Here is a 24803-nt window from a genome sequence, read left to right on the forward strand (position 1 = left end):
GACGGCAGGCACGAGCGGTCCACATCTCACGGAGCGTTAGCACCTTCGCGAGCGTGGCCCTCGTGCCTGCCCCCAACGATCAGCCACGCCGAAGGCGACGATCACGCCTACTGGCGGGGACTCTTAGGGCGACTTCGATCGGGTGACCTCGGACGAGGTCGCGGTCTGCGCAGGCAGGTCATGGCATCGTCGCGCACATGCGACTGGAGGGCGGCTACTGGCGAGGCGTGCTACAGCGTCTCCCGTGGGCGCTGGCCTACGGGCTGATCCTCCTGCTTCTCGCGACTTGGTGGCTTGACGACCTGGGAAGGGCCGTCGGTCTCGCACTGGCGGGAGCCGTGCCTGCGGCCCTTCTGCCTGCCCTGCCACCGAGGCGCAGACGTCAGCCGTGACACGCCACATGAGTGGCCAGCCCAGGTGTCGCTGAGCGGCCCACTCTGGGACACCCAGCGGTGATGCCCGGGGTGGTCAGGAGCGGTCTTATCCTCGGCGGGCCTTCCGCACGAACAGCACTACAAGACCGACCGCCGCACCCACAGTGACGGCGATTGCCGTCCGCGGAGTGTCGTTGATAACCCAGTCCAACACGGCCAGCAGGACCGCCACACCCACGACGACGGCAATCTGGACCTTGTTCGACGGCACCCCGACAGCCTGCCGAGGTCGGGAGCCGACCACCACCGACATCACCCAACAGGCGTACGTGCGTAGGTGTCTCATAGGCCGCCTTCAGCGACACCCCGACGAGGCGCCAGCGGCGACCTCCGTCGAGGAACGCCGGGCTCAGGGCAGCGCCGACCGCGAGGCGCGGAACGCCCAGAACGACGGCACCGCGACCGCGACCACGGCCATCGCCACGACGACCACCACGCCGCCGGAGACCATCGCCACGCCGACCCCGGCGGTGCTGGCGATCGCGCCGGCGCGCAGGTCGCCCAGCCGCGGCCCGCCGGCGACCACGACGAGGAAGACGCCCTGCATGCGCCCGCGCATCTCCTCCGGTGCGGCCAGCTGGAGCATCGAGGAGCGCAGCACCGCGCTGACCATGTCACCCGCGCCCGCGACGGCGAGGCAGAGCACGGCCAGCCACAGGGTCGGGGCGAGACCGAAGCCGATGATCGCCACGCCCCACACGGCGATCGCCGCCAGGACGACGGCGCCCTGCCGGTCCACCCGGGAGACCCAGCCCGAGGTCAGCCCCATGACCAGCGCGCCGATCGAGATGCCGGCGAACAGCCAGCCGAGGCTGTTGGGCGAACCGGCGTAGCGGCCCTCGGACAGCTCGGGGAACACCGCCTGCGGCCAGGCGAAGAGCATCGCGATGACGTCGACGACGAACGTCATGAGCAGCACCGGCTGGGTGCGCAGGAAGCCGAAACCCTCCCCCACCCCGCGCACCGCGGCGCCGAGCCGCAGCGGCGCGGCGTCCCGGCCCGGGGGCAGGGCGGGCAGGCCCCGCAGCAGCAGGACGGCGACGAGGAAACCGAGCGCGTCGACGGCGTAGGTGACGAACAGGTCGCCGAGGCCGATGAGGACGCCGGCCAGCAGCGGCCCGACGATCACCCCCACCTGCCGGACGGTCATCGCCAGCGCGTTGGCCGCCGGGACGCCCCCGGCGCCCACGATCGCCGGGATGACCGCGCTGCGGGTGGGCTGGTTGACGGCGCTGAACCCGGAGACGGCGGCGGTGAGCGCCCACAGCAGCCACAGGTTCCCCCCGCCGGGCAGCAGCGCCTGTACCGCGAGCAGCGCGCTGGTGACCGCCGACCCGGCACCGGTCACCAGCATGAGGCGGCGCCGGTCCATCGAGTCGGCGATCGCCCCGCCGAGCAGGCCGAAGACGACCAGGGGCACGAGCGCGACGACCGACGTCACGCCGACGAGCAGGGAGGAGCCGGTGAGCGCGTAGACCTGGTACGGGACGGCGACCAGCGTCATCTGCTGGCCGAGCATCGTCGCCGCGACGCCCCAGAACAGCCGGCGGTAGTGCGGGTTGCGCAGCGGGGTGGTGTCGATGGCCCACCCGCGGCGGCGCACCTGCTCGGGCACCGGCTGCTCGACGCCGCCGGCCCCCTCGACGGGGTCGACCGGCGAGGTCACGTCCTCGTCCCGGCGGGCGCGGACCCCCTCACGGGGCGAGCCGCTGGACCACCCAGCCGCCGCCCTCCGCGTCGTCGCGCACGAAGCGCAGCCGGTCGTGCAGCCGGTCGGCACCGCCCTGCCAGAACTCGACGACGTCGGGCAGCACCCGGTAGCCGCCCCAGACCTCCGGCCGCGGCAGCTTGCCGTCGGGGGTGTCGGCGTCCAGCCGGCGCAGCCGCGCGACCAGCTCGTCGCGGGAGTCGACGACCGTGGACTGGAGGCTGGCCGCGGCGGCGAGCTGCGCGCCGCGGGGGCGGGGGTCCCACAGGTCGTCGGAGGCGCGGTCGCCGACCCGCTCCACCCGGCCGGTCACCCGCACCTGGCGCTGCTGGGCGTGCCACGGGAAGACCAGGGCCGCCCGCGGGTTGACGGCGAGCTGGGCGCCCTTCGCCGAGGCGTAGCTGGTGCCGAACACGAAGCCGTACTCGTCGTAGCCCTTCACGAGCACGATGCGGGCGTCGGGTGCACCGTCGGCGTCCGCGGTCGCGACGACCACCGCGTTCGGCTCGGGGAGGCCGGCGGCCACGGCGTCGCCGAACCAGCGGTCGAACTGCTCCACCCAGGTCGGCGCGAGGTCCTCCTCGCGCAGCCCCTGGCGGTCGTAGTCCCTGCGCATGCGGGAGAGGTCGGGCACGCGACCATGCTGTCACCGCGCCGCTGCACGCCCCGAGTGGGCCGCGCCCCGCGTGCGCCGGGGGGTCCGCCACCGCCTAGGGTCGCAGGCGCAGTCGTGCGCCATGCCCCCCGTGGCCGCACGTGTCCCGCGCGCAGAGGAGCATGCGAGATGGCCGACGACTTCACCCCCGGGCTGGAAGGCGTCATCGCCTTCGAGACCGAGATCGCCGAACCGGACAAGGACGGCGGCGCCCTCCGGTACCGCGGGGTCGACATCGAGGACCTCGTCGGCAAGGTCACCTTCGGCAACGTGTGGGCGCTGCTGGTCGACGGCAAGTTCGGCCCGGGCCTGCCGCCCGCCGAGCCGTTCCCCATCCCGGTGCACAGCGGTGACGTCCGCGTCGACGTGCAGGCCGCGCTGGCGATGCTGGCGCCGTTCTGGGGCTACCGCCCGCTGCTGGACATCTCCGACGAGGAGGCCCGCGACCAGCTGGCCCGCGCGGCGGTGATGGCGCTGTCCTACGTCGCGCAGTCCGCGCGCGGCATCGGCGTCCCGGCCGTGCCGCAGTCGCGGGTCGACGAGGCCGCGACGATCGTCGAGCGGTTCATGGTCCGCTGGCGCGGCGAGCCCGACCCCCGCCACGTCGCCGCCGTCGACGCCTACTGGACGTCGGCCGCCGAGCACGGCATGAACGCCTCCACCTTCACCGCGCGGGTGATCGCCTCCACCGGCGCCGACGTGGCCGCGTCGCTGTCCGGGGCGATCGGCGCGATGTCCGGGCCGCTGCACGGCGGGGCGCCCTCGCGGGTGCTGCACATGCTCGACGGCGTGGAGCAGGCCGGGGACGCCGACCGCTACGTGCAGGACCTGCTGGACCGCAAGGAGCGGCTCATGGGCTTCGGGCACCGGGTGTACCGGGCCGAGGACCCGCGCGCCCGCGTGCTCCGCAAGGCCGCCCAGGAGCTCGGCGCCCCGCGGTTCGAGGCCGCGCTGGCGCTGGAGCAGGCCGCGCTCCGCGAGCTGCGCGAGCGGCGCCCGGACCGCCCCATCGAGACGAACGTGGAGTTCTGGGCGGCGATCGTCCTGGACTTCGCCGAGGTCCCCAGCCACATGTTCACCTCGATGTTCACCTGCGCCCGCACCGCCGGCTGGTGCGCGCACATCCTCGAGCAGAAGCAGACCGGCCGCCTGGTGCGCCCCTCGGCGCGCTACATCGGTCCGCCGCCGCGCAAGCCCGACGAGGTCGCGGGCTGGGACACCATCCAGACCAAGGCCGTCGACGAGGTCGCGCCCGCCTAGCAGGGACCTCCCTCCCCTCCCGACCGAGAGGCACTCCCCGGATGACCATGTCCATCCCCGCCGACCTGCTGCCCGCCGACGGCCGCTTCGGGTGCGGCCCGTCCAAGGTCCGCCCGGAGGCGCTGCAGGCCCTGGCCACCGACGGCGCCGCGATCATGGGGACCTCGCACCGGCAGGCACCGGTCAAGGGCCTGGTGCGGCAGGTGCGCGAGGGCCTGGCGCAGCTGTTCGACCTCCCCGACGGCTACGAGGTCGTCCTGGGCAACGGGGGGACGACGGCCTTCTGGGACGCCGCGGTCTTCGGGCTGATCCGGGAGCGCAGCGCGCACGGCAGCTACGGCGAGTTCTCCGCCAAGTTCGCCTCCGGCGTGGCCGAGGCGCCGTTCCTCGCCGACCCGGTGATCGCGAAGGCCGCCCCGGGGTCGCTGGCGCTGCCGACCGCGTCCGAGGGCGTCGACGTCTACGCCTGGGCGCACAACGAGACCTCCACCGGCGTGATGGCCCCGGTCGAGCGGCCGTACGGCACCGAGGACGCGCTCGTGCTCATCGACGCGACCAGCGGCGCCGGCGGGCTCCCGGTCGACGTCTCGCAGACCGACGTCTACTACTTCGCCCCCCAGAAGTGCTTCGCCAGTGACGGCGGCCTGTGGGTGGCGCTGATGTCGGGCGACGCCCTGGAGCGGATCGCCGAGATCAAGGGCTCGGGCCGCTGGGTGCCCGGCTTCCTGGACCTGTCGATCGCCCTCGACAACTCCACCAAGGACCAGACGTACAACACCCCCGCGGTGGCGACCCTCTTCCTGCTCGCCGACCAGATCCGCTGGCTGCTGTCGCTGGGCGGCCTCTCCGGGGCCGTGGCGCGCACCCAGGAGTCGTCGAGCCGGCTCTACGGCTGGGCCGAGCGCTCCTCCTACGCCACCCCGTTCGTGGCCGACCCCGAGCAGCGCTCCTACGTGGTCGGCACCGTCGACCTCGACGAGTCGGTCGACGCGGCCCAGGTGGCGACAGTGCTGCGGGCCAACGGCGTGGTCGACGTCGAGCCGTACCGCAAGCTCGGCCGCAACCAGCTGCGGGTGGGGATGTTCCCCGCCGTGGACCCCGACGACGTCAGCGCGCTGACCGCCTGCATCGACTTCGTCGTCGAGAAGCTGTAGAAGGACCCCCTGCCCCCCACCGCTCGCACGCTCGCGGCGGGACCCTGCAGGGGGCCACCCTGCCCCAGCACTCGCACGCTCGCGGCGGGACCCTGCAGGGGGCCACCCTGCCCCAGCACTCGCACGCTCGCGGCGGGACCCTGCAGGGGGCCCGGGTGCTCCGGCCGCGTGCTCGGGGTGTCGGGCGGGACACGCCGGGGGCGGACGGAACGGTCCACCACCGGCCGTGACCCCATCGCGACCGCGTGGCAGCATCCCGGCCGTGAGACGCGTCACAGTCGCCCTGGCCGCCCTCGGCGTCCTCGCCGCCGCCCCCGGGGTGGCCTCCGCTGCTCCCGCCGACGGCCCGGTGCCGCCCGGCCCCGTGGCGCTGGACAACCCGGAGTTCACCGCCAACGTGATGGCACCGCTGAAGGTGACCGACTGGGCGGACTTCGAGGCCGACCTCGAGGCGGTGGCCGCCTACGGCGTGCAGGCGGTCAGCGTCGACGTGTGGTGGGGCGACGTCGAGGGCGCGGCCGACAACGAGTTCGACTGGGGCTACTACGACCGCGTCTTCGAGCTCATCACGGCCGAGGGCCTGGACCTCGCGCCGATCCTGTCGTTCCACCAGGCCGGCGGGAACGTCGGGGACGACTACACCAGCCTGCTGCCGTCGTGGCTGTGGGAGAAGTACGCGGCGGTCTCCTACCGCGGCATCGTGCTCGGCCCCACCGGGCTGCAGCACCGCAGCGAGCAGGGCAACCACAGCGCCGAGAGCGTGCAGGGCTGGGCCGACCAGGTGGTGATGGGCGAGTACCGCGACTTCACCCGGGCCTTCACCGAGCAGTACGGCGACCGCTACGCCCAGGACGTGGTGGAGGTCAACGTCTCGCTCGGCCCGTCCGGTGAGCTGCGCTACCCGTCGTACAACCAGCACGACGAGGGCACCGGGTACCCGACCCGGGGGGCGCTGCAGTCCTACTCCCCGCTGGCCGTGCAGGACCTCCGGAGCGAGGTCCTGCACCGGTACGGGTCCCTCGAGCGGATCAACGAGGCCTGGGGGACCGACCTCGCGTCGGTGCAGGAGATCGGCCCGCCCGAGGACGCCGACGCGTTCTTCGCCGGCCGGGACTACCTGGACACCCAGTACGGCCGCGACTTCGTCGACTGGTACAACGGCTCGCTGGTCGAGCACGGCGAGCGAGTGCTGTGGACGGTCATCGACGCCCTCGGCGAGGACTTCCCGGCCGCCGACATCGGCTACAAGGTGCCGGGCATCCACTGGTCGATGACCCACCCCGTCCACCCGCGGGCCACCGAGGTGACCACCGGGCTCGTCCAGACCAGCGTCGACCTCGACTCGTGGGCGACCGGCCACGGGTACGCCCGGGTCGTCGAGCTGGCCAACCGGTTCGACGGGGGACCGCGGGAGGTGGTCATGCACTTCACCGCGCTGGAGATGGACGACAACCCCGGAGAGCCCGCCTACTCCCTGGCCCAGACGCTGGTCGGCTGGATCGGCGACTACGCCCACCGGGCCGGCGTCGAGCTCAAGGGCGAGAACGCGCTCGCCGGCGGGGTGCGGACCGACGAGGGCTGGGACAACATCGAGGAGGCCTTCGAGATGTGGGGGTACCTGGGCCTGACCGTGCTCCGCATGGACGACGTCGCGGAGGGCACGGGGGCGGACCGGTACGCGCAGTTCATCAAGACCTACGACCCCGACGTCTGACCCCGCCCGACCCCGGTGCCGCACCCCGCCACGCCGGGCGGCCTGCCGACACGCTCGGCCCGGCACGGATAGCCTCGGGGGCCGGACCGTCCCTCGGGCCGTCCGCCTCGACGACCGGTTCCGGGAGGTGCCCATGCGCACGCTGCGCCTCGTGGCGCTCTCCGAGGACGGGTCGCGGATGGTCCTGGCCGCCGACCCCGTCGAGCCGGGCGAGGAGGGCGAGCGCTTCGAGCTGGTCGTCGACGACCGGGTCCGGGCGGCGGCGCGGGGCGACACCCGCCGGCTCGGTCAGATCGAGGTCGAGATCGGCGCCACGCTGCCGCCCCGCGTGATCCAGGCCCGCATCCGCGCCGGCGAGACCCCCGAGCAGGTCGCCGAGGCCTCGGGGATCCCCGTCGAGCGGGTCATGCGCTTCGCCCACCCGGTGCTCCAGGAGCGCGGCCGGGTGGCCGAGCAGGCCCGCGAGGCCCGGGTGCGGCTCTCCGACGGCAGCCCCGCCGTCCCCCTGCAGCAGTTCATGTCCGAGCGCCTCCGCGTGCTCGGCAGCGACCTCGACGCCGTCCGGTGGGACGCCGCCCGGACCGCCGACGGCACCTGGCAGGTCACCGCCGCGTGGCAGGCCGGGGACGACGAGGGCGTCACCCGGTGGGCCTACGACGTCCCCTCGCGCACCGTCACCCCGCTCGACGCGGCCACCACCGACTTCGCCGAGGGCACCCGCCTGGTGCGGGTGGTCCCCCACGTACCGGCCGGCGTCCCCGTGCCGCCGGTGCGCACCCGTCCCGTCGCCGTGGTCGCCGACGAGGAGCCGCCCGCGGAGCCCGGGGCCAGCACCGGGCAGGCCGGCCCCGCGGAGGCCGACGGGACGACGACCGGCGGCACCACCCCGCCCGGGGGCACGGCGGCCGACGACGCCCGCCCGCTGACCGGACCGGACCGCGACCGGGCCGGCGGACGCGGCCGGGAGCGGCGGGACGACGAGCCGGTCGACATCGACGACATCGCCGAGCACGACACCGTCGTCCTCGGCCGCCCCGGCGGCGAGGGCGAGGACGAGGACCCCCGCGCCCGGATCCCGGCCTGGGAGGACATCGTCTTCGGGGTGCGCCGGCAGCGCTGACCCGTCCGGGTGACCTCCGTCTCCCGGAACCGGCCCGGCGTGTCCGCCGTTGACCCCGGGGTAGGAGGTGGTCATGTCTGCGTCGGTGTCCATGCCCCTCGGCGGCGTGCAGGTCGGGTCCTACGACAGCTACGCCCAGGCCCAGGCCGCCGTCGACTACCTGTCCGACGAGCGCTTCCCGGTCGAGAACGTGACGATCATCGGCTCGGACCTCAAGCAGGTGGAGCGGGTGACCGGCCGGCTGTCCTGGGGCCGGGCCCTCGCCGCCGGCGCCGCCGCCGGCGCCTGGTGGGGCCTGTTCGTGGGGCTGCTACTCGGCATCTTCGCCCCCGACGGCAGCAGCTGGGTGGGGTCGGTGCTCACCGGACTGCTCATCGGCCTGGCCTTCGGTGCGCTCTTCGGCGCCATGGGGTACGCCGCGACCCGCGGCCGGCGGGACTTCACCAGCACCAGCACCATCGTCGCCGGCCGCTACGACGTCATGTGCAACCCCGCGCACGCCGAGGAGGCCCGGGCCATGCTCGCCCGCTTCTCGCTGCGCGGCTGAACGGCCCCGTCCAGGGGCTCGCCGCGAGCTCGCGAGCGGGGAGGAGGACGGGGTCCTCCTTCAGCGCAGCGCGGCGAAGGCGACCGCGGCCGCGGCGGCCACCCCGAGGGAGTCCACCCCGGCGCGCATCGGGATCCGTGCCCGCACCCGGGCCGCCGCCTGCGCCTCGGGGCTGAGCCCCGGCCCCTCGGCCCCGAGCAGCAGCGCGGTCCGGGGGTGGGCGCGGGGGTCCACCCCGGCCAGGTCGACCGCGTCCGGGGCCGGGGTGAGCGCCACCGTCAGGTAGCCGGCGTCGTGCAGCCGCACCAGCCCACCCGGCCAGTCGGCGAGGGTGGCGAACGGCAGCGCCAGCACGTGCCCCATGGAGACCCGGACCGAGCGTCGGTAGAGCGGGTCGGCGCAGCGCGGGTCCAGCAGCAGGCCGTCGACGCCGAGGGCCACCGCCGAGCGCGCGATCGAGCCCAGGTTCTCGGCGTCGTTGAGCGCCTCCAGCACGGCCAGCCGGCGCGGCGCCGCGGGATCCGGCCCGCGCAGCAGGGCCTCGAGGTCCGCGGGCGGGCGGCGGTCGGCCGAGGCGAGCACGCCACGGGTGAGCCGGAAGCCGATGACCTCGGAGAGCACCCACCTGTCCGCCTCGTAGGCCGGCGTCCCGGGCGGCAGGTCCAGCGCGGCCACCCGGCCGGGGACGCCGAGCACCGCGCGCACCCGGTACGGCGAGGCCAGCAGCCGGCGCACCGCGGGCACGCCCTCGACGATCACGGGGCCGGTACCCCGCTCCGTCCCCGGGCGACGGTCCCCGGCCGTGAGGTCGAAGAAGTCGGCCAGGCGCTCGTCGCGCGGGTCGGTGACGGTCACGGGGGGCACGGCGGCGATCGTGCCAGCGCGCCCGCCGGGCGCCGCGCCGGGACAGCCCGCAGGATCGACGGCGTGCCCTCCCCTCCCCCCGTGCCCGTCGTCGGCGGCGGCATCGCCGGGGTCGCCTGCGCCCGCGCCCTGGCCGCTGCCGGGCGGCCCGTCCGCGTCCTCGACCGCGGCCGGCGGCCCGGTGGCCGGATGGCGTCCCGGACCCTCCACGACCGGGTCGTCGACCTCGGCGCCAGCTACCTGACCGCCGAGGAGGGCTCCCCCTTCGCCGAGGTGGTGGCCGGCTGGGTCGGCCGCGGGCTGGCCCGGCCCTGGACCGACACCTTCGCCGTGGCCGGCCCGGACGGTGTGCGCGGGACCCGGCGCGGCCCGCTGCGCTACGGGGCGCCCGGCGGGCTGCGCTCCCTGGTCGCCGACCTCGCCGACGGCCTGGAGGTCGAGCAGGGCCGCACCGTCGAGGACGTCGCCCCGGGCCCGCGCCTGGACGGCGAGCCGGCCCCCGCCGTCGTGCTGGCGATGCCCGACCCGCAGGCCCGCCGGCTGCTCGACCCGCCGACCGCGGCGGCGCTGCTCGACGACCGGCCGTGGCTGCCCGCCCTGGCCGTCGTCCTCGGGTGGGAGACCCGCCGCTGGCCGGCCGACCTGCACGGCGCGTTCGTCCACGACGACCCCGCCGTCGAGTGGGTCGCCGACGACGGCGACCGGCGCGGGGACGGCGCCCCGGTGCTGGTCGCCCACAGCACCCCGGACCTCGCCGCCGCCCACCTCGAGGACCCCGGCGCGGCCGCGGGCCCGGTCGCCGCCGCGGTCACCCGCGCGCTGGGCATCGACGGCCCGCCGGCCTGGACGGCCGTGCACCGCTGGACCTTCGCCCGCCCGGCCCGGCCGCGCGAGGAGCCGTTCGGGCTGGTCGACGGCATCGGCGCCTGCGGGGACGGCTGGTCGGCGCCCTCCCGCGTGCAGAGCGCCTGGACCTCCGGGACGGCGCTGGGGCGCGCCCTGGCCTGACCCCGGGCGAGCGGAACTCCCCCTCCCACCCGTTGACGGCGCCCGATGAACTCATCTACCGTTGAGTTCATCGGGCGTTGAGTTCCTCTCCGGGAGGTCGTCATGACCGACGCCGTCACCGTCACCGACCTGGCCGTCGACCGCGGCACCCGCCGGGTGCTGCACGGGCTGTCGTTCTCCGTCCCGGCCGGCCAGGTCACCGGCCTGCTGGGGCCCAGCGGCAGCGGGAAGACCACGCTGATGCGCGCGGTCGTCGGGGTGCAGCGCACGGCCGGGGGCGCGGTCGCCGTGCTCGGCCGGCCGGCCGGTTGCCCGTCGCTGCGGGCCCGCGTCGGCTACGTCACCCAGGCGCCGAGCGTGTACGCCGACCTGACCGTCCGGGAGAACGTGCGCCACTTCGGCGCCCTCCACGGCATGGGTGCCCGCGAGTCCGACGCCGCCCTGGCCGACGTGGGCCTCCTCGACGCCGCCGGCAGGCTGGTCCGCGACCTCTCCGGCGGCCAGCAGGGGCGGGTGTCCCTGGCCTGCGCGCTGGTGGCCGCCCCCGACCTGCTGGTGCTCGACGAGCCGACCGTCGGGCTCGACCCGGTCCTGCGCGCCGAGCTCTGGGCGCGCTTCCACGCCCTCGCCGCGGCCGGCACCACCCTGCTGGTCTCCAGCCACGTGATGGACGAGGCCGCCCGCTGCGACCGGCTGCTGCTGCTCCGCGAGGGGCGGCTGCTCACCGACTCCACGCCGGCCCGGCTGCGCGCCGAGTCGGGCACCGACGACCTGGAGGAGGCCTTCCTCCGGCTGATCCGCTCCTCCGAGGAGGCGGACGCGAACGAGCAGGGGCATGGGCATCGCAGCGAGGGACGAGCGAGGAGCGGAGCGCCCCACGGGAGCGAGCAGGTGAGCCGAGCGTGACCGCCCCGACCACCCACCTGAGCCCCGCGCTGACCGCGGCGACCACCGGCCGCGTGCTGCGCCAGTTGCGGCACGACCACCGCACGATGGCGATGCTCCTCGTGCTGCCGAGCCTGCTGCTCGGGCTGCTGTACCTGATCTGGTCGGACCTGCCGGCCCCGCCCGGCCAGCCGTCGACGTTCGACCGCGTCGGGCTGACGATGCTCGGCATCCTGCCGTTCGTCGTGATGTTCCTCGTCACCAGCATCGCGATGCTGCGCGAGCGGACCTCGGGCACGCTCGAGCGGCTGCTCACCACGCCGCTGTCGCGGCCGGACCTGCTCCTGGGCTACGGCACCGCCTTCGGGCTGGCCGCGGCGCTGCAGGCCACCGTCACCGTCACCGTGGCCACCACGCTCTACGACCTCGACGTGGCCGGCCCGCCGTGGGCGGTCGTGCTCATCGCCGTGGTGAACGCCGTGCTCGGGGTGGCGCTCGGGCTGCTGGCCAGCGCGTTCGCCCGGACCGAGTTCCAGGCGGTGCAGTTCATGCCGGTCGTCGTCCTGCCCCAGTTCTTCCTGTGCGGGCTGCTGGTGCCGCGCGAGCAGATGCCCGGCTGGCTGCAGGCGGTCAGCGACGTCCTGCCCCTCACCTACGCCGTCGACGGGCTGCAGGAGCTCGGGCGCTCGGCCGAGCCGACCGGCAGGATGTGGGTGGACGTCGCCGTCGTGGCCGGCGCCGCCCTGGTCGCCCTCGCCCTCGCGGCGGCGACGCTGCGGAGGAGGACCAGCTGAGCGCACCCCGGCGCCGGCCGACCGGCCGGCGCCCCGGCAACCCGGACACGCGGGAGGCGGTGCTGGCCGCGGCCCGCACCGCCTTCGCCGAGCGCGGGTTCGACGGCGCCTCCATCCGGGGCATCGCCACCGCCGCGGGCGTCGACCCAGCCCTGGTGCACCACTACTTCGGCACCAAGGACAAGCTGTTCCTCGCCGCCGTCCAGGCCCCGGCCGACCCCGCCGACCTCCTCCCCGAGGTGCTCGCCGTACCGCTGGAGGGGCGGGGGCCGGCGCTGGTCCGGATGGTGCTGCAGGTGTGGGACGGACCGACCCGGCCGGCCATCCTGGCGCTGGTCCGGTCGGCGGTGAACCACGAGTGGTCGGCCAACCTGCTGCGCGAGTTCGTCCTGGCCCGGGTCATCCGCCGCGTGCTCGGCTCCCCCGGCATGCCGGTCGAGGAGCGCGACGCCCGCGGCGCGCTGGTGGCCTCCCAGGTGATGGGGCTGGTCATGGCCCGTTACGTGCTGCGACTCGAACCGCTGGCCTCGGCCGACCCCGAGACGGTCGTCGCCGCCCTCGGCCCGACGATCCAGCGCTACCTCACCGGCGACGTCGAGCTGCCCGGCGGGGCCTGACGCGGCAGCCGGGCCAGCTGCCGGCTGCGGGCGACCAGCCGGCCGCCGGCGTCCCAGATCCGGTAGTCCTCGTCCAGCCAGCCGCCGGCGACCTCCCCGGCGCGCGACTCCACCAGGCACCAGCCCGGGGCCGGCAGGCCGCGCACCAGGACCTGCAGCTGCACGGTCGGCGCCCAGCCGAACTCGCCCACCGCCCAGCCGGTCGGGGGCAGCACGTCGGCGAACAGCAGCAGCGCCAGCGGGTCGGGGGCGCGGCCGTCGGCCAGCCGCACCCAGCCGCGCACCACCCGCTCGGTGCCCGGCTCCCCGCGGGCCCACCCGGCCGTCGCCGGGTCCAGCCGGGTCTCCACCCGGGTGCGCAGCCCCACGGCCGGCAGCGGGTGGGCCAGCGCGGCGTCCCCGGCGGGCACGCACTCCTCGACCGGCGCCGCCTCGGGCGCGGGGTCGGCGGAGTAGACCGGCTCCTCTGCCCCGAGCGTCGCCGTGGTCACCTGCGCGGCGATCGACGGGCCCTCCGCCGTCCCGAGGAGCACCGAGCCGTGCGCCAGCGTGCGCCCGCCCGTCCCCGGGGTGACCGCGAGCGACGCCGGCCCCGGCCCGGTCGCCCGCAGGAAGGACGCCGACACCGCGACCGGGTGGGGGTGCGGGCTCCCCGCCAGCGCGGCGCGCGCCACGACGGCCAGCAGGTAGCCGCCGTTGAGCACCCCCGGGCCGACGTCCCAGCCCGGGTCCAGCGTCGCCACCAGGCCGCCGCCCTCGGCCCGGGTCACGGCGGTCGCGGCGTCGAAGGCGGATCGGTCGGGGCGGTCGGTCTGCGGCACGGCCGCGAGACTGCCAGGCTCGGCGGACATGGAGTACACCCACCTCGGCCGCAGCGGCCTGTCGGTCTCCCGGCTCTGCCTGGGCACGATGAACTTCGGCTGGCGGACGGCGGAGCCCGACGCGCACGCGATCCTGGACCGCGCCCTGGAGGCCGGGGTCAACTTCGTCGACACCGCCAACGTCTACGGCTTCGACGCGGGCAAGGGCCGCAGCGAGGAGGTGCTCGGCAGCTGGTTCGCCCGGGGCGGCGAGCGCCGCGAGCGCACCGTGCTGGCGACCAAGGTGTACGGGTCGATGACCGACTGGCCCAACGACACGTTCCTCTCCGCCCGCAACATCGTCCGCGCCTGCGAGGCCTCCCTGCGCCGGATGCGCACCGACTGGGTGGACCTCTACCAGTTCCACCACGTCGACCTGGCCACGCCGTGGGAGGAGGTCTGGCAGGCCTGCGAGACCCTCGTCGCCCAGGGCAAGGTCCTCTACGTCGGCTCGTCCAACCACGCGGCCTGGCAGCTGGTGGTGGCCAACGAGGCGGCGGCCCGCCGGCACTTCCTCGGCCTGGTCAGCGAGCAGTCGCACTACAACCTGCTCACCCGGCACGTGGAGCTGGAGGTGCTGCCCGCCGCCCGGCACCTGGGCGTCGGGGTCATCCCGTGGAGCCCGCTGGCGCAGGGCCTGCTGGCCGGCGTCCTCGGCGACCAGGAGGGCGACCGCCGGCACGCCGAGCGCAACCGCGAGCGGATCGAGCGGCACCGCCCGGCGCTGGAGGCCTACGAGGCCGCCTGCCGCGACTGGGGCCTGGCCCCGGCGGACGTCGGCCTGGCCTGGCTGCTGCACCGACCGGGGGTGACCGCCCCGATCGTCGGGCCGCGGACCGCCGAGCAGCTGGAGGGGGCCCTCGGGGCGCTCGACGTCCACCTCGACCAAGCGCAGCTCGACCGCCTCGACGAGGTCTTCCCCGGCTACCGCACGGCACCGGAGGAGTACGCGTGGTGACACTCGCGCACGCTCCGTGATCGACTGACCGCGCAGCGCGACACACCGGCCACCGGGCCCCCATGTCTGGGGAGTCGGCACCCCCTCGGCAGCGAGTCCCCGGGGCTCCGCGGCCGGCGCACCCTCCACGCCACGAGGGCGACGGGGGTCGCCCGGCGGCGCCGGGGGGCGATGCGCGATGCGGGGTGCAGCGGACGAGGGCGGGACCTGCCCGTTCACCGGGAGCAGCGGACCGGCCGGGGACGCCGGTGCGCGCTCCGGGCACGTCACCCGGCGCTCGGTGCTGACCGGGCTGGTGGCGCTGGCCGCCGTCCCGGTCCTGGGCGGGACCGCGGCCGCCGCGCCCGGCGGTCGCCGGCCCCCCACCGCGCCGCCACCAGCACCGGCCCCCGCGCCGGCACCGCGCAGGGCCGTGCGCGGCGCGCACGCCGTGGGGGCGCCGCGCGGGAGCGCCATCGCGGTCCGGGCCGGCCGGGAGAAGGAGGCGCGCTTCGGGCTGATGTTCAAGCAGCTCCCGGCGTTCGCCGCGCCCGACGCGCTGCTGACCGAGCTGGCCGCCACGATGAACGACGGCAAGGCGCCGCTCTCGGACGTCAAGGACTCCGACGTGGAGTTCGACAACCCGGGCATCCCCGCCGGCTACATCTACCTGGGCCAGTTCATCGACCACGACATGACGCTGGACACCACGCCGTTGTCGGACCAGCAGCAGGATCCGCTGGCCATGACCAACTACGACACCCCCCGCTTCGACCTGGGCAGCGTGTACGGCAAGGGGCCGGACGGCAGCCCGGAGCTCTACGACCCCGCCCGACCCGGATACCTGCGCACCAACGACCACGACGGCCTGCACGACCTGCCCCGCGACGACGTCGGCGTGGCCTTCCTGGGCGATCCGCGCAACGACGAGAACATCATCGTGGCCCAGCTGCACGCGGCGTTCCTCCGGCTGCACAACCGGCTGCGCGACGAGGGGCGGACCTTCCAGCAGGCCTACCACCTGGTGCGCACCCACTACCAGTGGTTGATCGTCAACGACTACCTGCCGCGCATCGTGGGGCGCGAGGTGGTCGACCGGCTGCTCCGCCGCCGCGGCTCCGGGCCCATCGAGTTCACCGGGCGCTTCTACCGGCCGCGGGACCCGCGCCGGCCCTACATGCCGGTCGAGTACTCCGGTGCCGCCTTCCGGTTCGGGCACAGCATGATCCGGGCCGAGTACGAGGTGCAGGACGGCCACACCGTGCCGCTGTTCGCCCGCGAGGGGTACCAGGACCTGCGCGGCAGCCGCCCGGTGCCGGCCGACCTCTGGATCGACTGGAACTACTTCTTCGACATCCCCGGCATGAGCACGCCGGACGACCGCAACATGTCCCGCCGCATCGACACCCAGCTCTCGCTGCCCCTGGCCACGCTCCCGCCCACCGTCGTCGCGCCGACCGCGGGGGCGATCACCGCGCTGGCCGAGCGCAACCTGCTGCGCGGCAAGCGGCTCGGCCTGCCGGCCGGCCAGGACGTCGCGGCCGCCATGGGGCTGCGCCCCCTGTCGAACGCCGAGCTGGGGTTGACCGGCCCGACGTGGCGGCGGCTGGGCAAGGCGCCGCTGTGGTTCTACGTGCTCAAGGAGGCCGAGCTGCTCGGCGGCACCCGGCTGGGGCCGGTCGGCGGCACGATCGTCGCCGAGGTGGTCCTCGGCCTGATGGCGTGCGACCGGACGTCCTACTTCACCACCGACCCCGGCTTCTCCCCCGGCCCCGGGTACGCGATGGGCGACTTCCTGCGGTGGGCCGACGTCATCGACCCGCGGGCCTCCGAGGGACCCGAGGACGAGGAGCTGCCCGAGGAGGAGCTCCCGGACGACGAGGAGCCGGAGGACGAGCACCCCGAGGACGAGGGGCCCGAGCTGCTCGAACCGGGTGAGGAGGTGGACCCGGCGGCGGTGTCGCCCGTCGAGGGCCCGGTGGTCGTCTGACGCCGGCTCACCCCACCGGCCAGGACACCAGGCGCTCGTGGGTCGGCGCGGGGCCCAGCCGGCTCTCGACGAGGTCCACCGCGGTCACCACCCAGTCCGGGCCGCGGTACCCGGCCAGGCACGCCGGCAGGTCGCCGTCCGCCGGGGCGCCGGGCCGCCACCGGCCCAGGGTGAGGTGGGCCCGGTAGGGGCGGTCCTCCACGGGGAGGCGCAGCCGCCGCGCCGCGGTGGCGAGCCGCCCGGCGAGGCCGGCCAGGACGGCGGTGTCGCCGTCCACCCCCACCCAGCACACCTGCGGCCGCCGGCGGGAGCCGAACCGGCCGGCGCCGGACAGCCGCAGGGTGAACGGCGGGGTGGCGGCGACGAGCGGGCCGGTGGCGGCGACGAGGCCGGGGGTGCGGTCGGCCGGCACCGCGCCCAGGAACAGCAGGGTCAGGTGCCAGCGCCCGGGGTCGGTCCAGCGCGGCCCCCCGGGCGCGTCGCGCAGGGGGGCCAGCGCGCGGGCCAGGTCGTCCCGCGCCTCCGGGCTCGGGACGACGGCGAGGAACAGCCGCTGCGGCCGGGCGGGAACGGTCAGCCGCGCACCACCATGCCCGTGTCGGAGAGCGCCGCCTGCACCCGCAGCCGCTCGACGTCCCGCGCCATCCCCGGCGGCAGGTCGGCGAGCCCGTGCTCGACCTCGAGCAGCTCCGCGGCCTCGACGAGCACGTCGTCGTAGGCGGCCTGCAGCCCGCGCCGGCGGGCCATCGGCGCCCCCGCGGGCACCGAGGAGAGCTGCCGGTCGAGGCGGCGCAGGTCGGCCGCGACGCGCTCCACCGGGCGGTGGACGGGGACCGTCGGGCGCGCCCGGCGGTGGATCGGGAACCGGGTCAGCCCGCAGAACCAGCGCGCGAGCCAGCCCATCAGGGCGACCGCGCCGACGACCCCGCCGATGAGGGCCCCCAGGCCGAGGAGTGAGGTGGCCATGTCGCCTCCGCGGACGACTCGGGTGTGCTGAGCGCCACAGTACGTCGGCCCGCGCCGTCGTGCCGCCCCCGCCGGTCAGCGGCCGGCGACCTGCTGGCCGGGCGCCTGCCCGGCGGCCGCCTCCGCGGCCGCCCGCACCGGCACCGGGGGCACCGCCCGGGGCGCGATGCGCATCCTCAGCCGCGGCGGGGCGAGCCCGGCTTCCAGCCGGACCCGGTGCCGGCGGGCCAGCCAGGCCGCCGCCACCAGGCCGGCGAGCACCGCGATCGAGCCGCCGATGACGAAGCCCCAAGGGGCACCGAGGTGCTCGGCGACCCAGCCGATGAGCGGCGCACCGAGCGGCGTGCCGCCCATGAAGCAGACGAAGTACAGGGCCATCACCCGCCCGCGCATGCTGGGGTCGGCCCCGAGCTGGACGAAGCTGTTGTTGGCCACGCTGAACACCAGGGCGGCGGCGCCGGCGGGCACCAGCACGACGGCGAAGGACACGTGGCCCGGCATGAGGCCGCAGGCGATGGTGAGCAGGCCGAAGACGACGACGGAGACCACGAGGAACCGCTGCCGGGGCCGGGCGCTGCGCCGGGTGGAGAGCAGCGCCCCGGAGAGCGAGCCGACGGCGAAGCAGGTGGAGAGCAGGCCGAAGGCCTGGGCGCCCAGGCCGAAGACCTCGCGGGCCATCAGCGCGATCGTGACCTGGTAGTTGAACGCGAAGGTGCCGATGACGAACGCCAGCGCCATCGCCAGCACGAGGTCGGGGTGCGCCCAGGTGTAGGCCAGCCCGGCGCGCAGCTGGCCGCGGGCGCGGGCGACCGGGGTGCTGCGCCGCAGCTCCTCCGGCCGCATGACGGCGAGGGCCGCGATGGTGCAGGCGAAGCTGGCCGCGTTGAGGGCGAACGCCGGGGCGGTGTCACCGCCCGAGGCACCGATGAGCAGGCCGGCGAGCGAGGGGCCCACCAACCGGGCGCCGTTGAAGATGCTGGAGTTCAGGCTGACGGCGTTGGTCAGCAGCTCGGGCCCGACCAGCTCGGAGACGAACGCCTGCCGCACGGGGGCGTCGACCGCGGCGACCGCCCCCAGCGAGCCGGCCAGGGCGAAGACGTGCCAGAGGGCGACGGCGTCGGTGGCGACCAGGACGGCGAGCACCAGCGCCAGCAGCCCCATGAGCCCCTGCGTGGCGATGAGCATCCGCCGCTTGTCGTACCGGTCGGCGAGCACCCCGCCGTACATCGACAGCAGCAGCGTGGGAGCGAACTGGAGGGCCGTGACCAGCCCCAGCGCCACCCCGCTGCCGCCGGAGAGCTGGAGCACCAGCCAGTCCTGACCGATCCGCTGCACCCAGGTGCCGGTGAGGCTGACCAGGTTGGCCGAGGCGTACACCCGGTAGTTGCGCACCCGCAGGGAGCGGAACGCACCGGTGGAGGAGGTGCCGGCGCTCACCCACTCGCCAGCTTGTCCATGATCTCCGCTGCCTCGCGGAGCACCTCACGCTCCTCGGGCGTGAGCTCCTGCAGCCGGCCGGCCAGCCACGCCTCGCGTGCGCGGGCCTCGGCGTCGAGCAGGTCCTCCGCGGCCGGGGTCAGGTCGATGACCACCTGCCGGCCGTCGGTCGGGTGCGGGCTGCGGGTGACCAGGCCCATCCCCTCGAGCGCGACGACCACGCGGGTCATCGACGGGGGCTGCACCCGTTCGTGGCCGGCCAGCTCGCCGGGGCTCATCGGGCCGTACCGCTTGAGCGTGGAGAGAGCGGCCAGGTGGGTCAGCGTGACCGACCGGTCGACGCGTTGGCTGCGCAGCCGCCGCGAGAAGCGCATGACCGCCAGGCGCAGGTCGTGGGCCAGGGCCGCGGTGTCCAGCGTCGTCCGGCTCACGATCGTCAGCCTAGCTAATCAACCGCCGGCCGACCGCTCAGAACAGCTGCTGGAGCGGCTCGAGCGCGAAGTAGACGAGGAAGAGCACCGCGATGACCCACATGAGCGGGTGGACGGTGCGCACCCGCCCGGTGACGGCGCGCAGCAGGACGAAGGTGATGACCCCGGCGCCGATGCCGTTGGTGATCGAGTAGGTGAACGGCATGAGCGCGATCGTCAGGAACGCCGGGATCACCAGGGACATGTCGTCCCACTCGAGGTGCCGGATCTGGCTGATCATCAGCGCGCCGACGATGACGAGGGCCGGGGCCGCGGCCTCCGACGGCACCACCGCCACCAGCGGGGTGAACAGCGTGGCCAGCAGGAACAGGGTGCCGGTGACCACGCTGGCCAGCCCGGTGCGGGCGCCGTCGGCCACGCCGGACGCGCTCTCGATGTAGGTGGTGTTCGAGCTGACGCTGCCGGCGCCCCCGGCCGCGGCGGCGATCGAGTCGACGAGCAGCACCGGCTGGGAGCGCGGCAGGTTGCGGTCCTCGTCGAGCAGGTCGCCCTCGGCACCGACGGCGGTGACCGTGCCGACCGTGTCGAAGAAGTCGGCGATCATGATGGAGAAGACGATCAGCAGCGCGGCGATGACGCCGATCCGCTCGAAGCCGCCGAGCAGCGAGAAGTTGCCGAGCAGGGAGAGATCGGGCAGGCCGACGACGTCCTCGGGCAGGCTCGGCACCTGCAGCGCCCAGCCGCGCGCGTTCTCCGTGCCGTCGGTCCCGAACCGGGGGCCGATCTCGGCGATCGCCTCCACCACGATCGCCAGCACCGTCGTCACGACGATGCCGATGAGCAGCGCACCCCGCACCCGGCGGACCACCAGGACGGCGCTCAGCAGCAGGCCGACGACGAAGACCAGGTTGGGCCAGCCGGCGAGCTGACCACCGATGCCGAAGCTGATCAGCGGGTTGCCCGGCCGGATGATGCCCGCGTCGGCCAGCCCGATGATGGTGAGGAAGAACCCGATCCCCACCGCGATGGCCGTCTTCAGCTGCGCCGGGATGGCCTCGAACACCGCCCGGCGGAACCCGGTCAGGACCAGGACCGTGATGAGCAGGCCCTCGAGGACGACCAGCCCCATGACCTCGGGCCAGGCCAGCTGGGTGGCGGCGAAGACGGCCACGATCGCGTTGATGCCGAGGCCGGTGGCCACCGCGAACGGGTAGCGCCCGACGACGCCCATCAGGATGGTCAGGACGCCGGCCAGCAGCGCGGTGACGGCGGCGATCGAGCCGAAGGGCAGCGCGGTGCCGGTGATGTCGACCCCCGACAGGATGATCGGGTTGAGCACCACGATGTAGGCCATCGTGAAGAAGGTGGTCAGCCCGCCGCGCAGCTCCCGGGCGACCGTGGAGCGCCGGGCGCTGATGCCGAAGTAGCGGTCCACCCCGTTGCGCGGCCGGACCCGCGGGCCCTCGCTGCGGCGGGGGGTGGTGGGCGGAGTGCCGGCCGAGACGTCCGCGGGGGTGCCGCCGGAACTCGTCGGGGCGAACTTCTCGGGCATCACGTCTCCTGGTGCGGCGGTCCTGCGACGAGCGGCGCCAGCGTGCCACACGTGCGTCGGGCACCTGACGCGGGCCGCGCGGCGCGACACCTAGGGTTCACACGTGCCGCGTCCGGAGAAGCAGGCCCCGCCACCGCTGCGGGTGGACACCCTTCGCGTCGTCCTCGCCGGGACCGCGCTGTGGGTGGCGGCCCTCGTCGTGCTGCTGCTGCTCGGGGACCGGGTGGACCGGGTGTGGACCTGGACGTGCGTCGCCGGCATCGCGCTGGCCGGCATCGGCCTCGGCATCATGCGCTGGCAGGGGCAGCTGCACCGCGACCGGTAGCCCGGCCGCGCCGCTCGGGACGGCGTCCGCCGCGGGACTCACCACCCCCTCCGGGTCCTACGTCTGTGAGTGCACCGTGCACTCACAGACGGAGGACCCAGAGGGGGAAACCACCCACCACCCGGACACGGCCCTGCCGAGGGGCCCTGCGACCGCAGCGGCTCAGCGGCAGCCGGGAACGGCCCGTGGCCGCGGTCGGCGGCCGACGAGCGGGGCCCGCAGGGTCCCCCGAGGAGGACCGCGACCGCAGCGGCTCAGCGGCAGCCGGGAACGGCCCGTGGCCGCGGTCGGCGGCCGACGAGCGGGGCCCGCAGGGTCCCCGAGGAGGACCGCGACCGCAGCGGCTCAGCGGCAGCCGGGAACGGCCCGTGGCCGCGGTCGGAGGCCGGTAGGCCGACCGATGTCACAGCACGTCGTAGGTGCCCGTGTCGTAGCGGGGTGAGGTGACGACCTCCGTGGCGTCGTCGGCCGGGAGGCTCGCCTGGCTGTGCGCGCCGCAGCCGTGGTCGATGGTGACCACGTGGCCGTCGGCCGGTGAGTAGGTGTTGGCGCAGACCCCGAAGCTGCTGCGCAGCGAACCGGCCAGCGGGAGCAGGAAGCCGCACGTGCCGCAGGGGCCGGGGGCGTGGCGGGCCATCGCCGCCCTCGGGCCGAAGTCGCCGGCGCTCCACCGTGCGGCGGCCTCGGCGCGCCCCTCGCGGGAGAGCACCCGCTCGCGCCCGAGACCGATCTCGGCGGCGAGCGCCGCGGCCTCGGGGTCGTCGGCCGCGTCGTCGTCCACCGTGTAGGAGGGGACCAGGCGCGGGTCGTCCTCGGTCGCCGGCAGGACGTCGCCCACCGAGAGGTCCCCGGGCCGCAACCGCTCGTGCCAGGGCACCCAGGCGGGGGCCAGCAGCGCGGAGTCGCCGGGTAGCAGGACGACCTCGTCGACGGTCACCGTCTCCTCCCCCGGCACGCGGGCCAGGGTCACCGCCCAGTACCAGCCGGCGTAGCCGGGCAGGTGGCTGGCGAAGGAGTGGGTGACGACCTCGCCGAGGACGGCGGCGTCCCCCGGCCCGGTCTCGGCGGTCGAGCCGAGGTGCGCGCCGACCAGGTCCGCCGCGCCGGCGGTGTCGACGGCGGCGGCGCGGGCCTGCTCCACCGCCCCGGCCAGGACGTCGGTCACCGGGGTTCCGGGGTCGGGAGTGGGGGCCACGTGCCCATTGTCGCTGACCGGGGTCGCGCCCCGCCGTACCGGCCCGCCCGGCGGCCGCGTCGCCCTCCCGGGCAGGTGCGGCACGATGGGGTCGTGTCCAGCTCCCGTCCTCCCCGTGCACGACGGCGTGTCCTGCGCCGGCGGGCGGAGCAGACCCCGACCGAGCGGCTGGATGCCCCGCCGGTCGAGACCGCGCCCCTGCAGCCCCCGGCGGTCGGCCCGCCGCCGGTCCACCGCCCGGCCACGCTGCCCGGGGGCTGGCGGCCGCCGCCCCCCGGCTGGGGCGGGCCACAGCCTCCCCCGCCCGCTCCCTACCCGCAGGGCCCTGCCACACCCCCGGTGCCGCCGCGCAAGGTCACCGTCACCCGGGTCGCCGCGGCACGGTCCCGCGAGCTGACCGGCGCGGCGGTGCGGCGGGTGCAGACGGCCAGCCGGGCGCACGGTGCGGGCGAGAGCGGCCTGACCCAGGTGCTGTGGGTCAACGCGCTGCACATGGCCGGTGACGCGATGGTCGCCGTCTCCCTGGCCGGCACCCTCTTCTTCGCCGCCGCGAGCGACGCCCAGCGCAGCAACGTGGCCCTCTACCTGCTCGTCACCATGGCCCCGTTCGCCGTGGTCGCCCCGGTCATCGGCCCGCTGCTCGACCGGCTGCAGCGCGGGCGCCGGTGGGCGATGGCGACCAGCCTGCTGGGCCGGGCCGTCCTGGCCCTGGTGATGGCCGCCCACCACGACGACCTCTGGCTCTACCCCGCCGCCCTCGGCGTCCTGGTGCTCTCCAAGGCGCACAACGTGCTGCGCGCCGCGGTGATACCCCGGGTGCTACCGGCTCCCATGTCCCTGACCTCGGCCAACGCCCGGACGTCGGTGTTCGGCCTGCTGACCGCCGCCGTCTTCGGCGCCTTCGGCGCGGGGCTGGCGTCGCTGTTCGGCTTCCCGCCCGAGCTGTGGGTGACCGCGGTGGTGTTCGCCGCCGGGGCCGTCCTGGCGCTCCGGCTGCCCCGGCACGTCGACGTCCCCACCGGGGAGCAGCCGGCCGACGTGTTCTCGACGGCACCGCATCAGGTGGTCACCGGCCGCGGGAGGCGGCGGCCGGTCGGCCCGCGGGTGGTCGTCGCGCTGCGCGCGAACGCCGCGCTGCGCGGGCTCGGCGGCTTCCTCACCATCTTCTCCGCGTTCCTGGTCGAGGCCACGGTGACCGGCGGGTGGCAGGCCACCGCGGCGCTGGGGGCCATCGCGGTCGCCGCCGGCGCGGGCAGCGTCGTGGGCACCGCGGTCGGCTCGCGACTGCACCGGGTGGACCCCGACCGGGTGGTGCTCTGGTCGGCCGGCTCCGCCGCGGCGGTCACGGTCGTGGCCGCCGTCTTCTACAGCCTGCCGATGGCCGCGCTGGTCGCCGGCGTGGCCGCGATCACCAACGCCCTCGGGAAGGTCTCGCTCGACGCGATCATCCAGCGGGAGGTGGCCGAGGAGCTGCGCGCCTCGGCGTTCGCGCGGTCGGAGACCCTGCTGCAGCTCGCCTGGGTGGTCGGCGGCGCGCTGGGCATCGCGCTGCCCCCGACGGGCTGGATCGGCTTCACCGTCGCCGCGGCCCTGCTCGTGCTCGCCGTGGGCCTGGTGCTGTGGGGCCCGCGCCGGCGGCGCGACCCCGTGCCGGTGGACGCGCCCACCGACCCGGCCGGCGGGCCGCTGCCCGGCACCGGGTCCGGGCCGGCCGGGTGGTCGGCGTGACCCGCCGCGCGCCCGCCGTCCTGGCCCTCGTGCTGCTGGCGGCGACGCCCGGCTGCGGCGCGGGCGAGCCGGACACCCCGCCGCAGGTCACCGTGCGGGCCGGTCCGCAGGAGGTGCCCGTCCCGGCCAGCCAGTACTGCCTGGACGGCGAGGGGCAGCGCTACGGGATCCGGCCCCCGGTCGTCGAGGTCTCGCCCGCCACGACGATCCGCCTGGAGGTGCCCGAGTCGGTCGCCGAGCGCGGCTGGAGCGTGCAGGTGTTCGACGACCAGCTCGTCGAGCAGCTGGGCGAGGTGGACGTGCCCGCGGGCACCACCGTCTACGACGGCATCAACAGCTCCGACGTCGTGCCGGCCGCCTACCACCTGGTCGTCGTCGAGGACTCCGGCGAGGGGTGCTCGGGCCTCAGCGGTGCCTGGCCGGTCGGGTTCCTGCGTGCCGGGGGCGACACCGGGGGCACCGCCACCCCCGCCGGCTGAGCCGGACCGCGTCGCCGTCCCGCGCCGAAGAGGTGACTGCCTGGAACGGCCCCCCTGCAGGGCCCCGCGCCGAGCAGGTGAGGGCCTGGAACGGCCGCCCTTCAGGGGCCCGCGCCGAGCGTGCGAGGCGTGGGGGGAAGGGC

Annotated in this window: 24 protein-coding genes; 14 read left to right on the top strand and 10 right to left on the bottom strand. The window is 75.7% G+C overall.

Features of this window, described 5'->3' with window-relative positions; genetic code table 11:
* Positions 1-783: 783 nt before the first annotated feature.
* Together D0Z06_RS21290 and pdxH are read right to left on the bottom strand one after the other, a co-directional pair.
* Positions 784-2100: an MFS transporter gene (locus tag D0Z06_RS21290; RefSeq protein WP_117379550.1), complete on the bottom strand. Its 1317-nt coding sequence runs from the start codon at positions 2098-2100 to the stop codon at positions 784-786.
* 28 nt (positions 2101-2128) lie between these two features.
* Positions 2129-2776, bottom strand: coding sequence for a pyridoxamine 5'-phosphate oxidase (gene pdxH, locus D0Z06_RS21295; RefSeq protein ID WP_117379551.1), 648 nt, complete (start codon positions 2774-2776; stop codon positions 2129-2131).
* Positions 2777-2926: 150 nt separating this feature from the next.
* On the opposite strand from pdxH, the gene D0Z06_RS21300 reads away from it, so the two are divergent.
* From D0Z06_RS21300 to D0Z06_RS21320, 5 genes are all read left to right on the top strand, one after another.
* Positions 2927-4057 carry a citrate synthase 2 gene (locus D0Z06_RS21300; protein WP_117379552.1) on the top strand — a complete coding sequence of 377 codons (1131 nt, stop codon included), beginning with the start codon at positions 2927-2929 and terminating at the stop codon, positions 4055-4057.
* Between the two features lie 41 nt (positions 4058-4098).
* The gene (gene serC, locus D0Z06_RS21305) at positions 4099-5211 is read left to right on the top strand and encodes a phosphoserine transaminase (protein ID WP_117379553.1); all 1113 of its coding nucleotides are present in this window, start codon (positions 4099-4101) and stop codon (positions 5209-5211) included.
* 262 nt (positions 5212-5473) lie between these two features.
* Positions 5474-6925, top strand: a complete 1452-nt coding sequence (locus tag D0Z06_RS21310) for a family 14 glycosylhydrolase (RefSeq protein ID WP_233517872.1) — start codon at positions 5474-5476, stop codon at positions 6923-6925.
* Positions 6926-7058: 133 nt separating this feature from the next.
* Positions 7059-8045 (top strand): septation protein SepH, encoded by a 987-nt coding sequence (sepH, locus tag D0Z06_RS21315; RefSeq protein WP_117379554.1) that lies wholly within the window; start codon positions 7059-7061, stop codon positions 8043-8045.
* A gap of 73 nt (positions 8046-8118) precedes the next feature.
* Positions 8119-8592 carry a general stress protein gene (locus tag D0Z06_RS21320; protein ID WP_117379555.1) on the top strand — a complete coding sequence of 158 codons (474 nt, stop codon included), beginning with the start codon at positions 8119-8121 and terminating at the stop codon, positions 8590-8592.
* A 60-nt stretch (positions 8593-8652) separates the two neighbouring features.
* Here D0Z06_RS21320 and D0Z06_RS21330 read toward each other — a convergent pair whose 3' ends face one another.
* On the bottom strand, positions 8653-9456 hold the full coding sequence (locus D0Z06_RS21330; RefSeq protein ID WP_117379556.1) for a TrmH family RNA methyltransferase: 804 nt from the start codon (positions 9454-9456) through the stop codon (positions 8653-8655).
* Positions 9457-9537: 81 nt separating this feature from the next.
* On the opposite strand from D0Z06_RS21330, the gene D0Z06_RS21335 reads away from it, so the two are divergent.
* From D0Z06_RS21335 to D0Z06_RS21350, 4 genes are all read left to right on the top strand, one after another.
* Entirely contained in the window at positions 9538-10464 is a 927-nt protein-coding gene (locus D0Z06_RS21335; protein WP_117379557.1) for an NAD(P)/FAD-dependent oxidoreductase, read from the top strand.
* Between the two features lie 102 nt (positions 10465-10566).
* A complete protein-coding gene (locus tag D0Z06_RS21340; RefSeq protein ID WP_117379558.1) occupies positions 10567-11370 on the top strand; it encodes an ABC transporter ATP-binding protein in 804 nt (267 codons plus the stop codon).
* Positions 11367-12143, top strand: coding sequence for an ABC transporter permease (locus tag D0Z06_RS21345; protein ID WP_233517873.1), 777 nt, complete (start codon positions 11367-11369; stop codon positions 12141-12143). Before D0Z06_RS21340 ends, D0Z06_RS21345 begins: the two co-directional genes overlap by 4 nt.
* A 59-nt stretch (positions 12144-12202) precedes the next feature.
* Positions 12203-12760, top strand: coding sequence for a TetR/AcrR family transcriptional regulator (locus D0Z06_RS21350; protein ID WP_117379559.1), 558 nt, complete (start codon positions 12203-12205; stop codon positions 12758-12760).
* Here the strand turns inward: D0Z06_RS21350 and D0Z06_RS21355 are convergent.
* Positions 12721-13581: a thioesterase family protein gene (locus D0Z06_RS21355; protein WP_233517874.1), complete on the bottom strand. Its 861-nt coding sequence runs from the start codon at positions 13579-13581 to the stop codon at positions 12721-12723. The genes D0Z06_RS21350 and D0Z06_RS21355 overlap by 40 nt on opposite strands.
* Before the next feature lie 28 nt (positions 13582-13609).
* Here D0Z06_RS21355 and D0Z06_RS21360 point away from each other — a divergent pair, with 28 nt between their 5' ends.
* Complete coding sequence (locus D0Z06_RS21360; RefSeq protein ID WP_117379561.1) at positions 13610-14578, top strand: aldo/keto reductase; 969 nt, start codon at positions 13610-13612, stop codon at positions 14576-14578.
* A gap of 178 nt (positions 14579-14756) precedes the next feature.
* Positions 14757-16547, top strand: a complete 1791-nt coding sequence (locus tag D0Z06_RS21365) for a peroxidase family protein (RefSeq protein ID WP_117379562.1) — start codon at positions 14757-14759, stop codon at positions 16545-16547.
* Between the two features lie 7 nt (positions 16548-16554).
* Here the strand turns inward: D0Z06_RS21365 and thpR are convergent, their stop codons facing one another.
* The 5 genes from thpR to D0Z06_RS21390 form a co-directional block, all read right to left on the bottom strand.
* On the bottom strand, positions 16555-17124 hold the full coding sequence (gene thpR, locus D0Z06_RS21370) for an RNA 2',3'-cyclic phosphodiesterase (RefSeq protein WP_117379601.1): 570 nt from the start codon (positions 17122-17124) through the stop codon (positions 16555-16557).
* Positions 17121-17513: a hypothetical protein gene (locus tag D0Z06_RS21375; protein WP_117379563.1), complete on the bottom strand. Its 393-nt coding sequence runs from the start codon at positions 17511-17513 to the stop codon at positions 17121-17123. The genes thpR and D0Z06_RS21375 overlap by 4 nt, the downstream gene beginning before the upstream one ends.
* A gap of 75 nt (positions 17514-17588) precedes the next feature.
* Positions 17589-18950 carry an MFS transporter gene (locus D0Z06_RS21380; RefSeq protein WP_117379564.1) on the bottom strand — a complete coding sequence of 454 codons (1362 nt, stop codon included), beginning with the start codon at positions 18948-18950 and terminating at the stop codon, positions 17589-17591.
* Entirely contained in the window at positions 18947-19381 is a 435-nt protein-coding gene (locus D0Z06_RS21385; protein ID WP_117379565.1) for a MarR family winged helix-turn-helix transcriptional regulator, read from the bottom strand. The genes D0Z06_RS21380 and D0Z06_RS21385 overlap by 4 nt, the downstream gene beginning before the upstream one ends.
* A gap of 37 nt (positions 19382-19418) precedes the next feature.
* Positions 19419-20933, bottom strand: coding sequence for an NCS2 family permease (locus D0Z06_RS21390; RefSeq protein WP_117379566.1), 1515 nt, complete (start codon positions 20931-20933; stop codon positions 19419-19421).
* Between the two features lie 103 nt (positions 20934-21036).
* On the opposite strand from D0Z06_RS21390, the gene D0Z06_RS21395 reads away from it, so the two are divergent.
* Positions 21037-21258, top strand: a complete 222-nt coding sequence (locus tag D0Z06_RS21395; protein ID WP_117379567.1) for a DUF2530 domain-containing protein — start codon at positions 21037-21039, stop codon at positions 21256-21258.
* A gap of 403 nt (positions 21259-21661) precedes the next feature.
* On the opposite strand, the gene D0Z06_RS21400 is transcribed toward D0Z06_RS21395, so the two are convergent.
* Complete coding sequence (locus D0Z06_RS21400; RefSeq protein WP_117379568.1) at positions 21662-22453, bottom strand: DUF3027 domain-containing protein; 792 nt, start codon at positions 22451-22453, stop codon at positions 21662-21664.
* Between the two features lie 339 nt (positions 22454-22792).
* Between D0Z06_RS21400 and D0Z06_RS21405 the strand changes: the two genes are divergently transcribed.
* Together D0Z06_RS21405 and D0Z06_RS21410 are read left to right on the top strand one after the other, a co-directional pair.
* Complete coding sequence (locus D0Z06_RS21405; protein ID WP_233517875.1) at positions 22793-24181, top strand: MFS transporter; 1389 nt, start codon at positions 22793-22795, stop codon at positions 24179-24181.
* Positions 24178-24660: a DUF2771 family protein gene (locus D0Z06_RS21410; RefSeq protein ID WP_117379603.1), complete on the top strand. Its 483-nt coding sequence runs from the start codon at positions 24178-24180 to the stop codon at positions 24658-24660. The genes D0Z06_RS21405 and D0Z06_RS21410 overlap by 4 nt, the downstream gene beginning before the upstream one ends.
* Positions 24661-24803: the final 143 nt, after the last annotated feature.

The organism is Geodermatophilus marinus, assembly GCF_003428645.1.
Lineage (GTDB): Bacteria > Actinomycetota > Actinomycetes > Mycobacteriales > Geodermatophilaceae > Geodermatophilus.